Genomic DNA, 14,470 nt, shown 5'->3' on the forward strand with positions numbered 1-14,470 from the left:
TGATAATAATGGTTTCTTAGACGTCAGGTGGCACTTTTCGGGGAAATGTGCGCGGAACCCCTATTTGTTTATTTTTCTAAATACATTCAAATATGTATCCGCTCATGAGACAATAACCCTGATAAATGCTTCAATAATATTGAAAAATGACTTCTTAACGTGAGTTTTCGTTCCACTGAGCGTCAGACCCCTAATCCCAGCTGTAGCGGCCTGATTACATCCGGCCGCTACACCTAGCTCCACCTTCAAACAAGGAATATCGTTGATGTCACTGTATCGCCGTCTAGTTCTGCTGTCTTGTCTCTCATGGCCGCTGGCTGGCTTTTCTGCCACCGCGCTGACCAACCTCGTCGCGGAACCATTCGCTAAACTCGAACAGGACTTTGGCGGCTCCATCGGTGTGTACGCGATGGATACCGGCTCAGGCGCAACTGTAAGTTACCGCGCTGAGGAGCGCTTCCCACTGTGCAGCTCATTCAAGGGCTTTCTTGCTGCCGCTGTGCTGGCTCGCAGCCAGCAGCAGGCCGGCTTGCTGGACACACCCATCCGTTACGGCAAAAATGCGCTGGTTCCGTGGTCACCCATCTCGGAAAAATATCTGACAACAGGCATGACGGTGGCGGAGCTGTCCGCGGCCGCCGTGCAATACAGTGATAACGCCGCCGCCAATTTGTTGCTGAAGGAGTTGGGCGGCCCGGCCGGGCTGACGGCCTTCATGCGCTCTATCGGCGATACCACGTTCCGTCTGGACCGCTGGGAGCTGGAGCTGAACTCCGCCATCCCAGGCGATGCGCGCGATACCTCATCGCCGCGCGCCGTGACGGAAAGCTTACAAAAACTGACACTGGGCTCTGCACTGGCTGCGCCGCAGCGGCAGCAGTTTGTTGATTGGCTAAAGGGAAACACGACCGGCAACCACCGCATCCGCGCGGCGGTGCCGGCAGACTGGGCAGTCGGAGACAAAACCGGAACCTGCGGAGTGTATGGCACGGCAAATGACTATGCCGTCGTCTGGCCCACTGGGCGCGCACCTATTGTGTTGGCCGTCTACACCCGGGCGCCTAACAAGGATGACAAGCACAGCGAGGCCGTCATCGCCGCTGCGGCTAGACTCGCGCTCGAGGGATTGGGCGTCAACGGGCAGTAAGGCTCTGAAAATCATCTATTGGCCCACCACCGCCGCCCTTGCGGGCGGCATGGATTACCAACCACTGTCACATTTAGGCTAGGAGTCTGCGCGGCAGAGCCGTGTGACCGGTTTTCTGTAGAGCACTGACGATGGCGGCGGCGCTCTCTGCAATTGGCAAGGCGTCGGCGCCAAGGATACCAATCTTGCGGCGCGCGGCGTGTTATGACGACTGGGGTGCATTTGAGCCGCCCCATTTAACCTTCGCCCTCACAGATACGCCATTCGCCTCAGATTTAGCGCCATGCAGACGAGCTTCCACTCGGCTTGCACCTTGTCCAGGCCCCTCATGCTGAACTGACGCAATCCCATCACCGCCTTGATCCAACCATTCGGAGCCTCCACGATCGACTTGCGCCGGCGGTAAGCTGCATCGCCTTGCTCCGTTTTCAATTTCGCCGCAATCGCCGCCGTATGCGGATGGGTCTTGGCATTGACCTTGGCATCTTCACGTCCCTCGCGGCCGAGGGCAACGATGACATCGCCGTGGTGATCGGCGACCTTTGCCAGAACAGCCTCACTACGGAATCCCGCATCCGCCAGCGTCTGGGCCGGCATTTCTCCGGTGTTGGCCTGAACTGCTGCCAGCATGCCCAGCAGCGCCTGACTGTCCGCGGCGCAGTTGGTCAACTCCGCCGCCACGATGATCTGGTGCTCGGCATCGACCGCTGTGTACCCGTTGTAGCTCTGCTCGGAGCCACCACCGGCGTGTTTCATGATCCGGCTGTCCGGATCGGTGAAGCTTTCCTGATCACGGTCATCCGGCACACCAAACTCGCGTTTGTACGAGCCACCGCCCTTGTCCGAGCCATCCGGATGGCGAGGCCGGCGGCCATCGTCTTCGCTGCGCCCCCGGGCCTGGTCCGCTTCACGCTGGCGCGCTTCCAGGCGCGCCTTTGCCGCCTGGATCGCCTCCAGGCGCTTCTCGCGGCGAGAAATCTCGGCAGGAATGTCCAGCTCCGGCTCGTTACGCTCCTGGTCGTCGGTAGCCTTGGCGCGATCAAGCAGCGCCTTGATCTCGCAATGCAATTCGTCCTCGGCCGGCTTCATGCGCTTATAGCTCATCGCCTTGTGGTCGCCATGTTTGGCGGCTTCGTATTCAGGTTCTTTAGAGAGATCCTTTAGATCGCCGTTCCTCACTACTGCCGGGAAGTCTCCCCAGGGAGCACGTTCGGCCTTATGTTCGGTCATGGTTTCAATCCCGGTCAGCGTCCCATATAGCCCCGAAACCTGCCAGGTGGGCCAAGATAGACCAGGCACCATAAGCAATAGGGCTAGGGTTGGTTTTGCTCACCCAACGCCTGAAGGTTCGGGTTCCCTTTCCGCTGCCTCTCTCACCAGGCAAACCAACGAGATCAGCGACATCAACGCCACTGAGAGGCTTACTAAGCCCTTTTCGTTGCCTAATCAGCTCCAACACCTCTTTGATTTCATCGGCGGTTGGAGCCTGCCAATCTTCAGCGAACGGCCTAAGCGTTTCAGGTCTAATCATGCGATAAATCCTCAAATAGCCCCGGTCAATGCCGGGGCTTTTTTATCAATGGGTAACGGTCGCGGCGGCCTCCCGATACGCCTTCAGTTCAATCAAGAGCAAGCCAAGCTCCCGCATCTTCATGCGCGGCATATGAACGGGGCGGCGGGCCGTCAGAGCGTCGCCAATGTGTTTTGCAAGTGATACAATATCCGTATTCATCGCGTTTATCCTCAAATTGACCGGTGAAAGCCCCTGTGATTGGTTGCAGCCATACCAGGGGCACCATTTCTTTTTCTACCTATGCACCTCCTTTAAGAGCCCCGGCCATCACCGGGGCTTTCTGTTGCTAGTCTATTGCGGCCAAGATGGCCTCTTTTTCGTCATGCTCACAAGCCCAATCCCGCAAGCTGTGATACAGCCTTGAAAACCGCTCCTGGTCAGCGCCTTCTGTGTGAAATGACAGATGGCTATAGAGGTAGAGGCAAGCGGTAATCCCGGCAGCATCGGCGCTCATTTGGCCACTAAAGTAGTTCATGGCCTCGATGTTCAGCATTTCATCACGACGCCCAGGAGCCATATAAAAGCCGCCGTTCGACAGCTCCCACATAAGCCAATAAGCCCCGCGATACTCGCGGCAGAGCCCTTTCATTTGCTGGTAAAGCATCGACTCGAAAACCACATAGAAACGGCCTACATAGCGGGGCATTGCAGCCATACGGCGAGGGGTGGCGACCAGGGAGCAGATCAGGGGATTAAGTTCTGTTTGCATCATCGGAGTTCTCCGGTATTGACCGTGGCGGGTGCCCGGCCTTCTGAGATATATAATAGGCCATTTTGGCCTATTGTGTCAAGCGGGTACAATAAAAAATAGGCCAAATCGGCCTACTTTTTTTCTCTCCAACTGAGCCACATTTTATTCAGCTCCAGGCTGCGGGCTGGCCAATCTGGCAGATTCACCGCATGGGCGCGGTAGTTGATCCGAGTATTCAGAGTGCAACGGGGAAAGGGGTTGGCCACCTTGCAGTAACGATAAAACAGACCGACGAGGCGAGCACCGTAACGATCACGCTCCCAGGTCAAAACGTTGTGCATATGCTCGCGGCGTTCGCGTATCCATTCTCGATAGAGTTGGTGAAAGGTGCGGTTAGCTGTGTGGATCATCGGAGTTCTCCGGTATTGACCGTGGCGGGTGCCCGGTCTTCTTAATTAAGATTATAGGCCAAAATGGCCTACTATGGCAAGAAAAAGCGCGCTCTACGTTAAAAAAATCACGTAGTCGCGGGGGATTGCCGCCAAGATTTCGCATAGCGTCGCCTGATTTCGTACGTACGAAATGGGCCACCTGGTCGAGCTGCTGCCGATGCCTGGTGAGTTGGCCACCTGGTTGATTTCCTTCTGGCGTCCAGATCTGAACTTGGCCACCTGGTCGAGCTGCTGCCGGTGCCTGGTAAGTTGGCCACCTGGTTGATTTCCTTCTGGCGTCCAGATCTGAACTTGGCCACCCGGTCGAGCTGCTGCCGGTGCCTGGTAAGTTGGCCACCTGGTCGAACTGCTGCCGGATCTAAAGGTGGAATATTAAGCAGGTAGTGATAGACTGAGATCCAGCATGGCTATACGCCTGCTAACCCCTCAAAAGAAAGCAGCCTCTAGGGCTGCCATCCGTTACGAAATCTCACTCACTTTGAAATAGCCATCTAAACGGCTTTACACCTGGCCGCCTGAAGGGCAACCGCTGAGGCTTCGCCATTAGTAATAGGGGAGGGACTTGTCTCACTGTTTTGTTGAGGTGAAGGCTTGCCCAGGCGATACCATTTAGCCCGGCTCATGCCCATAGCTTCCCAGGGCTTTTGCCTGCTCAATGAGTTGGCTTCATAGGCTTCACGCTCAAGCTGGCCAGCGGCGCGGCGACGTTCTTCATCACGCAGTCTATCGCGCTCTCTGCGGCGCTTCTGAGCCTCGTCAGTGCTGATAATCGTCTTCAGTTGCTCTTGTTCTTGCTGTGAGATCTGGAATAGGTTGATCAGCGTGTCGTTTTTGGGCGTGTATAGCGGTGCAAACGACTTTCCGCCGAACTCGACACGTTCCCCAGCCTCATAGGATTTCGCCTTGCTGTAGAGCGTCATAAGCTCTTTGGAGCGGTAAGACCAACGAGTATCCAGCTCGGAGGAAAGAGCGGCGGCCTCATGGTACATCTGGGCGCTGTTTGTTGCCCCGGAGAGAAGGAGAAAGTTAAGACGCCAGAAAAGATGCCTCATTCGCTCGCCTTCGTTGATTCCACCTCTGAGCTGGCCCAACTTGCGTAGGTCTTCCAGGGGGAACCGCAGAATTCGGAAAAAATCGTACGCTAAGCTAAGGAAGGTCTGAAAAAGCCCCCGCTCGAGAAATGCATCCCAGCAACCATGCGGGTTACAGAGCGGTGATTTCGCGAAACATGGGCTTTTTCAGAGCTTCCTTAGCGTTACGATAAAGCTAGCATGGAAACGATAGGTGCAAGCAAGTTAAGGGTTGCATCGCGCATGTCAATCTAGGCTATACCCTAACTTGATGTCAGGCAGGGCCGCGCCGCTTCGTCAGAATAGAGTCTGCTTTCCCATTTTTTGACACATGCCCGCGAAGGTTATAGATTTCAGCCTGACAGAAATGGGCTTTGAGGCACAACGGAACAGAAAGTGCACTTAAGCCGCCTTCAACCAAGGAGACATCGTGCAGGGGCACCGCATCGGCTACGTCCGGGTCAGCAGCTTTGACCAGAACCCGGAACGCCAGCTGGAACAAACCCAGGTGAGCAAGGTGTTCACCGACAAGGCATCGGGCAAGGACACCCAGCGCCCCCAGCTCGAAGCGCTGCTGAGCTTCGTCCGCGAAGGCGATACAGTGGTGGTGCACAGCATGGATCGGCTGGCCCGCAACCTCGATGACCTGCGTCGCTTGGTACAGAAGCTGACTCAGCGCGGCGTGCGCATCGAGTTCCTGAAGGAGGGCCTGGTGTTCACTGGCGAGGACTCGCCGATGGCCAACCTGATGCTGTCGGTGATGGGGGCCTTCGCTGAGTTCGAGCGCGCCCTGATCCGCGAGCGGCAGCGTGAGGGCATCGCCTTGGCCAAGCAGCGTGGCGCGTACCGGGGCCGCAAGAAAGCCCTGTCCGATGAGCAGGCTGCTACCCTGCGGCAGCGAGCGACGGCCGGCGAGCCCAAGGCGCAGCTTGCCCGCGAGTTCAACATCAGCCGGGAAACCCTCTACCAGTACCTCCGCACGGACGACTGACACATGCCGCGTCGCTTGATCCTCTCGGCCACGGAGCGGGACACCCTGCTTGCGCTGCCGGAAAGCCAGGATGACCTGATCCGCTACTACACCTTCAACGACTCCGACCTGTCGCTGATCCGCCAGCGACGCGGCGACGCCAACCGCCTCGGCTTCGCCGTGCAGCTCTGCCTGCTGCGCTACCCCGGTTACGCGCTGGGAACCGACAGCGAGCTGCCCGAGCCGGTCATCCTGTGGGTGGCGAAGCAAGTCCAGGCCGAGCCGGCGAGCTGGGCAAAGTACGGCGAGCGCGACGTGACCCGTCGCGAGCATGCCCAGGAACTGCGCACCTACCTGCAACTGGCCCCGTTCGGCCTGTCCGACTTCCGCGCCCTGGTGCGCGAGCTAACCGAGCTGGCCCAGCAGACCGACAAAGGCTTGCTGCTGGCCGGTCAGGCCCTGGAGAGCCTACGGCAGAAACGACGCATCCTGCCGGCGCTGAGCGTGATTGACCGGGCCTGCTCGGAAGCCATTGCGCGAGCCAATCGGCGGGTCTACCGCGCCCTGGTCGAACCACTCACGGACTCGCATCGGGCCAAGCTGGACGAGCTGTTGAAGCTCAAGGCCGGCAGCAGCATCACCTGGTTGACCTGGCTGCGCCAGGCACCGCTGAAACCCAACTCTCGGCACATGCTGGAACACATCGAGCGGCTGAAGACATTTCAGTTGGTGGACTTGCCCGAAGGCCTGGGCCGGCACATCCACCAGAACCGCCTGCTCAAGCTGGCCCGCGAGGGTGGGCAGATGACGCCCAAAGACCTCGGTAAGTTCGAGCCGCAGCGCCGCTACGCGACCCTGGCCGCCGTGGTGCTGGAGAGCACCGCGACCGTGATCGATGAGCTGGTCGATCTGCATGACCGCATCCTGGTCAAGCTGTTCAGCGGCGCGAAGCACAAGCATCAGCAGCAGTTCCAGAAGCAGGGCAAGGCGATCAACGACAAGGTGCGCCTGTACTCCAGGATCGGCCAGGCGCTGCTGGAAGCGAAGGAAAGCGGCAGCGACCCCTATGCCGCCATCGAGGCGGTGATTCCCTGGGACGAGTTCACCGAGAGCGTCAGCGAGGCCGAGCTGCTGGCCCGGCCGGAAGGCTTCGACCACCTGCACCTGGTCGGCGAGAACTTCGCCACCCTGCGCCGTTACACGCCGGCCTTGCTGGAGGTGCTGGAACTGCGCGCCGCGCCGGCCGCGCAAGGCGTGCTGGCAGCCGTGCAGACCCTGCGTGAGATGAACGCCGACAACCTGCGCAAGGTGCCGGCCGATGCACCCACGGCCTTCATCAAGCCGCGCTGGAAGCCGCTGGTGATCACCCCGGAAGGCCTCGACCGGAAATTCTACGAAATCTGCGCCCTGTCCGAGCTGAAGAACGCCCTGCGCTCCGGCGACATCTGGGTCAAGGGCTCGCGGCAGTTCCGCGACTTCGACGACTACCTGCTGCCGGCCGAGAAGTTCGCCGCACTCAAGCGCGAGCAGGCCCTGCCCCTGGCGATCAACCCGAACAGCGACCAGTACCTGGAAGAGCGTTTGCAGCTGCTGGACGAGCAGTTGGCCACCGTCACCCGCCTGGCCAAGGACAACGAGCTGCCCGATGCCATCCTCACCGAGTCAGGGCTGAAAATCACCCCGCTGGATGCGGCGGTGCCGGATCGGGCGCAGGCGCTGATCGACCAAACCAGCCAGTTACTGCCGCGCATCAAGATCACCGAACTGCTGATGGACGTGGACGACTGGACGGGCTTCAGCCGCCACTTCACCCACTTGAAGGACGGGGCCGAGGCCAAAGACAGGACGTTGCTGCTGTCCGCAATCCTCGGTGATGCGATCAACCTCGGGCTGACCAAGATGGCCGAGTCGAGCCCCGGCCTGACCTACGCCAAGCTGTCCTGGCTGCAAGCCTGGCACATCCGCGACGAAACCTATTCGGCGGCCTTGGCCGAGCTGGTCAACCACCAGTATCGCCACGCCTTTGCCGCCCACTGGGGCGACGGCACGACCTCATCCTCCGATGGCCAGCGCTTCCGCGCGGGTGGCCGGGGCGAGAGCACCGGGCACGTCAACCCGAAGTACGGTAGCGAGCCGGGACGGCTGTTCTATACCCATATCTCCGACCAGTACGCGCCGTTCAGCACCCGCGTGGTGAATGTCGGCGTCCGCGATTCCACCTATGTGCTCGACGGCCTGCTGTACCACGAGTCCGACCTGCGGATCGAGGAGCACTACACCGACACGGCCGGCTTCACCGATCACGTCTTTGCCCTGATGCACCTGCTAGGCTTCCGCTTCGCGCCGCGCATCCGCGACCTCGGCGAAACCAAGCTGTACGTGCCGCAGGGCGTGCAAGCCTACCCGACGTTGCGCCCGCTGATCGGCGGCACCCTGAACATCAAGCACGTGCGTGCCCACTGGGACGACATCCTGCGCCTGGCCAGCTCGATCAAGCAGGGCACCGTCACCGCCTCGCTGATGCTGCGCAAGCTCGGCAGCTACCCGCGCCAGAACGGACTGGCCGTGGCCCTGCGCGAGCTGGGCCGGATCGAGCGCACGCTGTTCATCCTGGACTGGCTGCAAAGTGTTGAACTGCGCCGCCGCGTGCATGCCGGCCTGAACAAAGGTGAGGCGCGCAACTCGCTGGCCAGGGCGGTGTTCTTCAACCGCCTTGGGGAAATCAGGGATCGGAGCTTCGAGCAGCAGCGCTACCGGGCCAGCGGCCTCAACCTGGTGACGGCGGCTATCGTGCTGTGGAACACGGTGTACCTGGAACGCGCCACCCAGGGGTTGGTCGAGGCCGGCAAGCCGGTGGACGGCGAGCTGCTGCAATTCCTGTCGCCGCTGGGCTGGGAGCACATCAACCTAACCGGCGATTACGTCTGGCGGCAGAGCCGCAGACTGGAAGACGGGAAGTTTCGGCCCTTACGGATGCCCGGAAAACCTTAGCGTACGATTTTTTCCGAATTCTGCGGGCTCCCCATCAACACGGATAAAGCGCCCGCCTATGGTCGCGCGCTTGCTCTGCTCAAACGCGAAGGCCGGTGCCCGTCTGACGTTGAACACCGACAGATTAAGTACCGGAACAACGTGATTGAATGCGATCATGGCAAACTGAAACGGATAATCGGCGCCACGCTGGGATTTAAATCCATGAAGACGGCTTACGCCACCATCAAAGGTATTGAGGTGATGCGTGCACTACGCAAAGGCCAGGCCTCAGCATTTTATTATGGTGATCCCCTGGGCGAAATGCGCCTGGTAAGCAGAGTTTTTGAAATGTAAGGCCTTTGAATAAGACAAAAGGCTGCCTCATCGCTAACTTTGCAACAGTGCCCATGTAGCCTATCAGCATGTCGTACCTGTCACATATACGTTCGTTTGTGCGTGAAGGTGGAGGGATGAAAAGTTGGCAGTTATCGCAGCTACCCGGTCACTACCCCATGACATAGGTACTCACTCTTTCCATTGACCCTCTCCCATTAACTAAAGCGTGAAACGATTGAGGTATGAGTAGATGGTAGTCCCGTCTTCTTTTTCTATTATTTCTTCTCCGCCTATAAACCTCTGCCCCAATGAAATTGAAGGAGTATTACCATTATCAACAGTGGCGCCAATAAAAATAGCCTCAACTCCAGCCCCCTTGAGACCATTCTTAAACTCGTTGAATGCCTTTTCTACTGTATCTCTACCAACCCCTTTACCTCTAAAGTCCGCTCTAACAAACCATCCTACATCAGTTGTTCCCTCATCAAGAGAGACAATAAACACACATATTGCGATTATTTCGTCGCGATCATTCAAAGTAGCATAAGTGAATCGGCTCCTGTTTTTTTCAGGAATATCCATATGGACTAGTAAATCTTCATATAGGGAGGAGCGCTTAAGACTGATAACGGAATTATTATAAGCATCACATAACGCATTGTATCCTGATTCAATTATCTCGATATTATTCATCTAATTATCATCCAGTTATTAATATTTAAACTAATAAACAACTCTTGTGCTAAACCCGGAATTAATGACAGCAACGGCGATGAATTGACCTAGCCAGTCGCAATGGAATTGTCCATGCCGATAGTGAGTACCGTCTGGCTATCTTTCACAATTCGGATGAACTCATTTTTCCCGAGCACCCTGATTAACCTGCTGATACCTTTTCCACCACGTGAAACCTTTATCTGCGCCTTAATTTTTTCCGGGGCTATATAGCTATTCAACCCTTCCACAGAGCACAATGCATAAAATCGCAGATTCGCAGAATGACTCAGAAAATTGGTTTTCCGGTCAGGGCTCATCCATCCGATCATGTCCAAGATATCATCATTGTTACCAACGGTGCAAAACTGGGTCTTCCGCAACTTAGGTGGAGTTGTTTAAGCCAGAGGGCTCATGACTCGTCGTCGAAGTAACTCGAAGCCAGCTCGACCGTACATCTGTCGTTTCAGCATCTTCAGGCGGTTTACATGGCCTTCCACAACGCCATTACTCCATCTGCTGCTTATCGCTTCGTGTATTGCTGTTGCATCCGCTTCCATACTGGCCGCAACACGCTGAAGGTCAATGAGCCCACTTTGACTTACGTCAGTGAACGATTGATTTAACTGCGATTTATTCTTCGTTTTCAGCATTCGATAGAAGTCGAGCGACAGCTGTTGCGCCATTTTCAGTTGCGGTTCTTTCTGGCACATCGATTCGATGAAGCGGGATGCATAGTTTTCTTCTCCTCTGATCATTCGCCAGGGCATTAACCAGCGGCTTACCCTGGATGCTGAGGGGAGTCGAACTGGGGCGATAACGGGACTGTTAACCTGCTTACGCCACTTAGCCACAACATCCCTGACCGTCGTTTCGCTCCCGGTGAAGCCAACATTTACCATCTCCCTCCAAGCCTATATTTGCAACAGTGCCAGTATTCTCCTCCCAGATGATACTAGCTGAATGATTTCCATCGAATTACTGTAATGTAGTACCACCCGCAGAAACGCCCAAGGTATTGGCCGGATGTTATGCGGTCGAGAAACGCATGACTCCACAAGATACGCACAGGGTTGTTGTTTATCCATCTCTCGGGCTAGTGTATCCATCAGGGCGGATTTGTTTTTATCACCATTTTGTCTATAAGTCAGAAAAGGAATAATGTTGGGAAAAACAGTTATCAAGGGAATCGGTAACAGCAGCATTATCTTAATGAATAAATCCCACACAAAAAATACCTTACTCATTCGACTTCGTGTTATACATACCAGTATTTATAACAGTTTTAATCATCTAAATAGTCTTTTCAAGTATAGAACGTTATATTGAACATCAAACAGTTATTAAGGCTGGGATTGACTAAAGCGTTTTCTTTTCAAATACAATATGACGGTGTGGCTTTACAACAATACAACTGATGCATGAGCCATCTCTTTGAGTGGATCAATAGCCCGGCTCTGCATCAGTTGGAACAAGCCGAATGGAGGTTGCCAATTTTCACGACTTATTCAATCACCGTAATTACTCTCCACAATAAAACTAGGCCTGTAGCCGAAGATTTTGATGATGAGCTTGAACTGTCACAGAGCCGGTGGTACCGAACACTTCAAACGTATGAACGTAGGCGGGACGTTAGCTTATTGATAGTTCGTAGGAGTAAATCTCACCAATTCCAATTGTACGGTTGATGGATTTTATAGGATAGTCATATATTGCTCCCAATTGTTTTTCAACGCTATTATTTGGATGATTGTTAATTAAGAAAACGCAGATACCGATAGCCGTAGGCTTTGTACCTAAGGATGTCAGCACCAGTCTTGGGTTTTCTGCATATATATCTAATAAGGTCTGATATACGGCGTAAGGGTTTGCACCAGGACAGGTTCTTAGATCTGTCTCCATGCTGTCGAAATGTAATAAATGCTTTCTGAGTGATTTGTTCTCCCAGCCTGGGATATAAGCTGGGACTGATATACAAGCCAGTAATTTATTGAAGCTTGCCCCATCATCATTACTTAAAATCTGGCCTAGACGAGAGTTTTCAAATCCTAAGAATGAAACCAGGCTGGTTTTTTGTAAGCCAGATGTGATTGTATTCAGTGAAAATACGGGAAGAGAAGAAAATGGCTGTCGGCCATCGCTTAATTGATACTCCTCATCCCCGCCCTCAGTCGAAGGCGACTTACTGTATTCTTTCGGTTCAATGTAGAGAACAGTAAATGATTCTATACCTTCAATCATATTAATGGAGTAAAAAAGATACAATATTTCAGGGAAATCAAGAGAAGTAGAGTCTATTATTACTTTTTTAGGCGACATAGAGATTAATGCATCCTTCAATGCTAACAATTTGTATTTATTACCATTGAGTTTTAATGCATATTCATCTTTTACATATTTAACCTGAAATGCATTGCTTGCGTTTACTTTTTTTATCGCCAGGCCAGTTCTCTCATCTAACTCTTCACCATAGAAAAAAATGTCATGATGGCGATTAGTAAAATCTAAGTTGTTGTGAGTTCTGATACGTTTGAATTTTATCATAACAGGCCCAACTGGTATGATGTGACTGAAACTAGAAAACATCAAAAAGATGAGTCATCGATATCCCACCGGGCTCCATATTTTCTTTAACAAGGATGAAAAATCTTCATCACTACCTACAAAAATGGTTTCAACCTCACCTTTGCTAAATTTTATTTTTTTCTTTTTTCTGTGGCTTATTCCAAAATATGGTGCAAGAACTGGATGTAAGACGTAATCATTGAGTTCCAGGTTGTCAGTTGATTTACTCTTCGTTCCTTTCTGTTCAATCAGCACGGACCACACCAATGATTCATTTAGGATTTCCTTAACATTATAAGCAAGAAGATTTATATCAGTTAAATCTAAAGTGAAATGGTTTACTTCTGATTCGCTCTGAGAACGTCGAGATTGGCAATAGTTGAAAATCGCACCAAGTCTTTTAGCCACTCTTTTTAGATGCATTCCATGAGCACCAAAATCTCCTATTTTTTCAATTTCGAGTTCACTCGTCTTCAGGGTGGCCTCTAATTGAGCTTCGATTGTCATGGATGGTATCGTTTTTGGCGGCAGTGGAGACGTGATATTTGTTTTTGTTACCGACTGGTGACATAACTCCAGAAAATGTCTGATGTTCCCTCTTGATAAATATACAAACTGTTTATAGCCAGCGTACAGTGGGCAGATTCTGGTTGGTAATTTATTATAAAGATAGAGAATTACACCGACGAGATTGTTAGGTATCCATGATTTATATTTTGTTGTATGTCCTGCTTTATATTGCAAATATTGTTCTAACACCTCGTCTGGGCTAATACTTTTCCTATTCAGCAATGCACCATTTATCAGGCTTGCCTCAGGAAATTTATCATCTATAAAATATTGAACTTGCAATTTTGACTTTGATTTAGACAAACCGGTTTCAATCATTGAATGTAATTTTTTAGTTAATGCGTCATCACTGAATATTTCATGTGATATCTCTTTTGTCGATTTTTCAGGAAGAAACTTACTGGCCAGATTTTTAATTGAATCCTGATACTCCTTCGTTTGTCTGTGCGGGATTTGATGTTCTGACGTAAATATGGAACGGAGTTTTTCATGATCAGTGTTTTCTATATAATCTGAAAAGCGCAGGGCTAATATCTCACCAGCAAATGTATCAAAGTCATTGAGATACAGTTCTTCTAAGTCTATATATCTGAAATCATGCTGCTCAACAATGCTTTCGTTGCCTAACGTTTTATGTGAAATATTAGCATTTTTCTTATAGGCAACACTGAACAGTAACGGCATGGATCCGTGCTTCATTAAAGTATTGATTATTGCCTGCTGGTCTGATGTCAAGTTCTCGAACTCGTCAATGTAAACTTGAAAATTAGGCTTTATAATGCATCCAGTTATTGCATGTAGTTTGCTAATGATATTCTGTAATGAAAATTTTGTATCAAGAGAAAACGGTGGTGTTTCAGTAACTGGGGCATTTATCCAATTGCAAAGAGTAAACAGTCTTTCATGTAAAAGATCGCTAACATCAACAAGTTTCGCATTTTTATCAATGCCCAAACCTTCAGAAATTGTATCTGGCAATTTCAGATTATTAATCTTCTCTTTCAACGAAAAAACAGGAGATTTTTCGGACAATAAATTATTGGTTAGTTTAACAAACTCAATAATCAGCGATAGACTCATGTACGTTTTGAAAGCTGTTGACCAAAATTTTCCGAGCCAAGCTTCGGTTAATAACTGGCTAAAGGATGTATCCGGGCGCCAATATATACCCAGATTGGAAAGATCCTCAATACCAATCGTATCTTTATTCACACTTAGAGCTGTCTGGTGGCAATGATACTTTAAGAACATCGTTTTTCCATATCCTCTCCCCCCAATAACTATACTTGCTTTTGTCGTTTTTTTTAGATTTACATCTTCGTACCCTAAGGGAAGAACATATTTACCATAGAGATCATCAGGTAATTCTTCGGCACGGTTTTTCGAAAAAATCTCGTTAAATTTCATAT

The 14,470-nt window shown here is 52.2% G+C and carries 19 protein-coding genes; 4 read left to right on the forward strand and 15 right to left on the reverse strand.

Features of this window, described 5'->3' with window-relative positions; translation table 11 throughout:
* Window positions 1-102: 102 nt before the first annotated feature.
* Window positions 103-249, reverse strand: coding sequence for a hypothetical protein (locus KPHS_p200350; protein YP_005229651.1), 147 nt, complete (start codon window positions 247-249; stop codon window positions 103-105).
* 16 nt (window positions 250-265) lie between these two features.
* On the opposite strand from KPHS_p200350, the gene KPHS_p200360 reads away from it, so the two are divergent.
* Window positions 266-1,147: a Class A Carbapenemase Kpc-2 gene (locus KPHS_p200360; protein ID YP_005229652.1), complete on the forward strand. Its 882-nt coding sequence runs from the start codon at window positions 266-268 to the stop codon at window positions 1,145-1,147.
* 249 nt (window positions 1,148-1,396) lie between these two features.
* Here the strand turns inward: KPHS_p200360 and KPHS_p200370 are convergent, their stop codons facing one another.
* The 8 genes from KPHS_p200370 to KPHS_p200450 form a co-directional block, all read right to left on the reverse strand.
* Window positions 1,397-2,377, reverse strand: coding sequence for a putative transposase (locus tag KPHS_p200370; protein ID YP_005229653.1), 981 nt, complete (start codon window positions 2,375-2,377; stop codon window positions 1,397-1,399).
* A gap of 4 nt (window positions 2,378-2,381) precedes the next feature.
* Window positions 2,382-2,678 carry a transcriptional repressor protein KorC gene (locus KPHS_p200380; RefSeq protein ID YP_005229654.1) on the reverse strand — a complete coding sequence of 99 codons (297 nt, stop codon included), beginning with the start codon at window positions 2,676-2,678 and terminating at the stop codon, window positions 2,382-2,384.
* A gap of 45 nt (window positions 2,679-2,723) precedes the next feature.
* On the reverse strand, window positions 2,724-2,879 hold the full coding sequence (locus tag KPHS_p200390) for a hypothetical protein (protein YP_005229655.1): 156 nt from the start codon (window positions 2,877-2,879) through the stop codon (window positions 2,724-2,726).
* A 127-nt stretch (window positions 2,880-3,006) separates the two neighbouring features.
* Complete coding sequence (locus tag KPHS_p200400) at window positions 3,007-3,432, reverse strand: antirestriction protein Klca (protein YP_005229656.1); 426 nt, start codon at window positions 3,430-3,432, stop codon at window positions 3,007-3,009.
* A 110-nt stretch (window positions 3,433-3,542) separates the two neighbouring features.
* Window positions 3,543-3,821, reverse strand: a complete 279-nt coding sequence (locus KPHS_p200410) for a hypothetical protein (RefSeq protein YP_005229657.1) — start codon at window positions 3,819-3,821, stop codon at window positions 3,543-3,545.
* Complete coding sequence (locus KPHS_p200420) at window positions 3,805-4,200, reverse strand: hypothetical protein (RefSeq protein YP_005229658.1); 396 nt, start codon at window positions 4,198-4,200, stop codon at window positions 3,805-3,807. The genes KPHS_p200410 and KPHS_p200420 overlap by 17 nt, the downstream gene beginning before the upstream one ends.
* Before the next feature lie 154 nt (window positions 4,201-4,354).
* Window positions 4,355-4,915 carry a putative replication protein gene (locus KPHS_p200430; RefSeq protein ID YP_005229659.1) on the reverse strand — a complete coding sequence of 187 codons (561 nt, stop codon included), beginning with the start codon at window positions 4,913-4,915 and terminating at the stop codon, window positions 4,355-4,357.
* A gap of 292 nt (window positions 4,916-5,207) precedes the next feature.
* On the reverse strand, window positions 5,208-5,375 hold the full coding sequence (locus KPHS_p200450) for a hypothetical protein (protein ID YP_005229660.1): 168 nt from the start codon (window positions 5,373-5,375) through the stop codon (window positions 5,208-5,210).
* Here KPHS_p200450 and KPHS_p200440 point away from each other — a divergent pair.
* The 3 genes from KPHS_p200440 (at window position 5,364) to KPHS_p200470 (ending at window position 9,230) form a co-directional block, all read left to right on the forward strand.
* Window positions 5,364-5,924, forward strand: a complete 561-nt coding sequence (locus KPHS_p200440; RefSeq protein YP_005229661.1) for a Tn4653 resolvase — start codon at window positions 5,364-5,366, stop codon at window positions 5,922-5,924. The genes KPHS_p200450 and KPHS_p200440 overlap by 12 nt on opposite strands.
* A 3-nt stretch (window positions 5,925-5,927) precedes the next feature.
* The gene (locus KPHS_p200460; RefSeq protein ID YP_005229662.1) at window positions 5,928-8,894 is read left to right on the forward strand and encodes a transposase for transposon Tn1721; all 2,967 of its coding nucleotides are present in this window, start codon (window positions 5,928-5,930) and stop codon (window positions 8,892-8,894) included.
* Window positions 8,895-9,035: 141 nt separating this feature from the next.
* Window positions 9,036-9,230 carry a transposase IS26 gene (locus tag KPHS_p200470; RefSeq protein YP_005229663.1) on the forward strand — a complete coding sequence of 65 codons (195 nt, stop codon included), beginning with the start codon at window positions 9,036-9,038 and terminating at the stop codon, window positions 9,228-9,230.
* A 201-nt stretch (window positions 9,231-9,431) separates the two neighbouring features.
* Here KPHS_p200470 and KPHS_p200480 read toward each other — a convergent pair whose 3' ends face one another.
* The 6 genes from KPHS_p200480 to KPHS_p200530 all read right to left on the reverse strand — a co-directional run bounded on the left by KPHS_p200480 (window position 9,432) and on the right by KPHS_p200530 (window position 14,468).
* Entirely contained in the window at window positions 9,432-9,905 is a 474-nt protein-coding gene (locus KPHS_p200480) for a hypothetical protein (RefSeq protein YP_005229664.1), read from the reverse strand.
* An 89-nt stretch (window positions 9,906-9,994) separates the two neighbouring features.
* Window positions 9,995-10,258, reverse strand: a complete 264-nt coding sequence (locus tag KPHS_p200490) for a hypothetical protein (protein ID YP_005229665.1) — start codon at window positions 10,256-10,258, stop codon at window positions 9,995-9,997.
* Between the two features lie 66 nt (window positions 10,259-10,324).
* On the reverse strand, window positions 10,325-10,828 hold the full coding sequence (locus tag KPHS_p200500) for a putative transposase (RefSeq protein YP_005229666.1): 504 nt from the start codon (window positions 10,826-10,828) through the stop codon (window positions 10,325-10,327).
* Window positions 10,829-10,840: 12 nt separating this feature from the next.
* The gene (locus KPHS_p200510) at window positions 10,841-11,173 is read right to left on the reverse strand and encodes a hypothetical protein (protein YP_005229667.1); all 333 of its coding nucleotides are present in this window, start codon (window positions 11,171-11,173) and stop codon (window positions 10,841-10,843) included.
* Between the two features lie 385 nt (window positions 11,174-11,558).
* A complete protein-coding gene (locus KPHS_p200520; RefSeq protein YP_005229668.1) occupies window positions 11,559-12,512 on the reverse strand; it encodes a hypothetical protein in 954 nt (317 codons plus the stop codon).
* Window positions 12,513-12,524: 12 nt separating this feature from the next.
* Window positions 12,525-14,468 carry a hypothetical protein gene (locus KPHS_p200530; protein YP_005229669.1) on the reverse strand — a complete coding sequence of 648 codons (1,944 nt, stop codon included), beginning with the start codon at window positions 14,466-14,468 and terminating at the stop codon, window positions 12,525-12,527.
* Window positions 14,469-14,470: the final 2 nt, after the last annotated feature.

The organism is Klebsiella pneumoniae subsp. pneumoniae HS11286 (assembly GCF_000240185.1).
In the GTDB taxonomy this organism is placed as follows: Bacteria; Pseudomonadota; Gammaproteobacteria; order Enterobacterales; family Enterobacteriaceae; genus Klebsiella; species Klebsiella pneumoniae.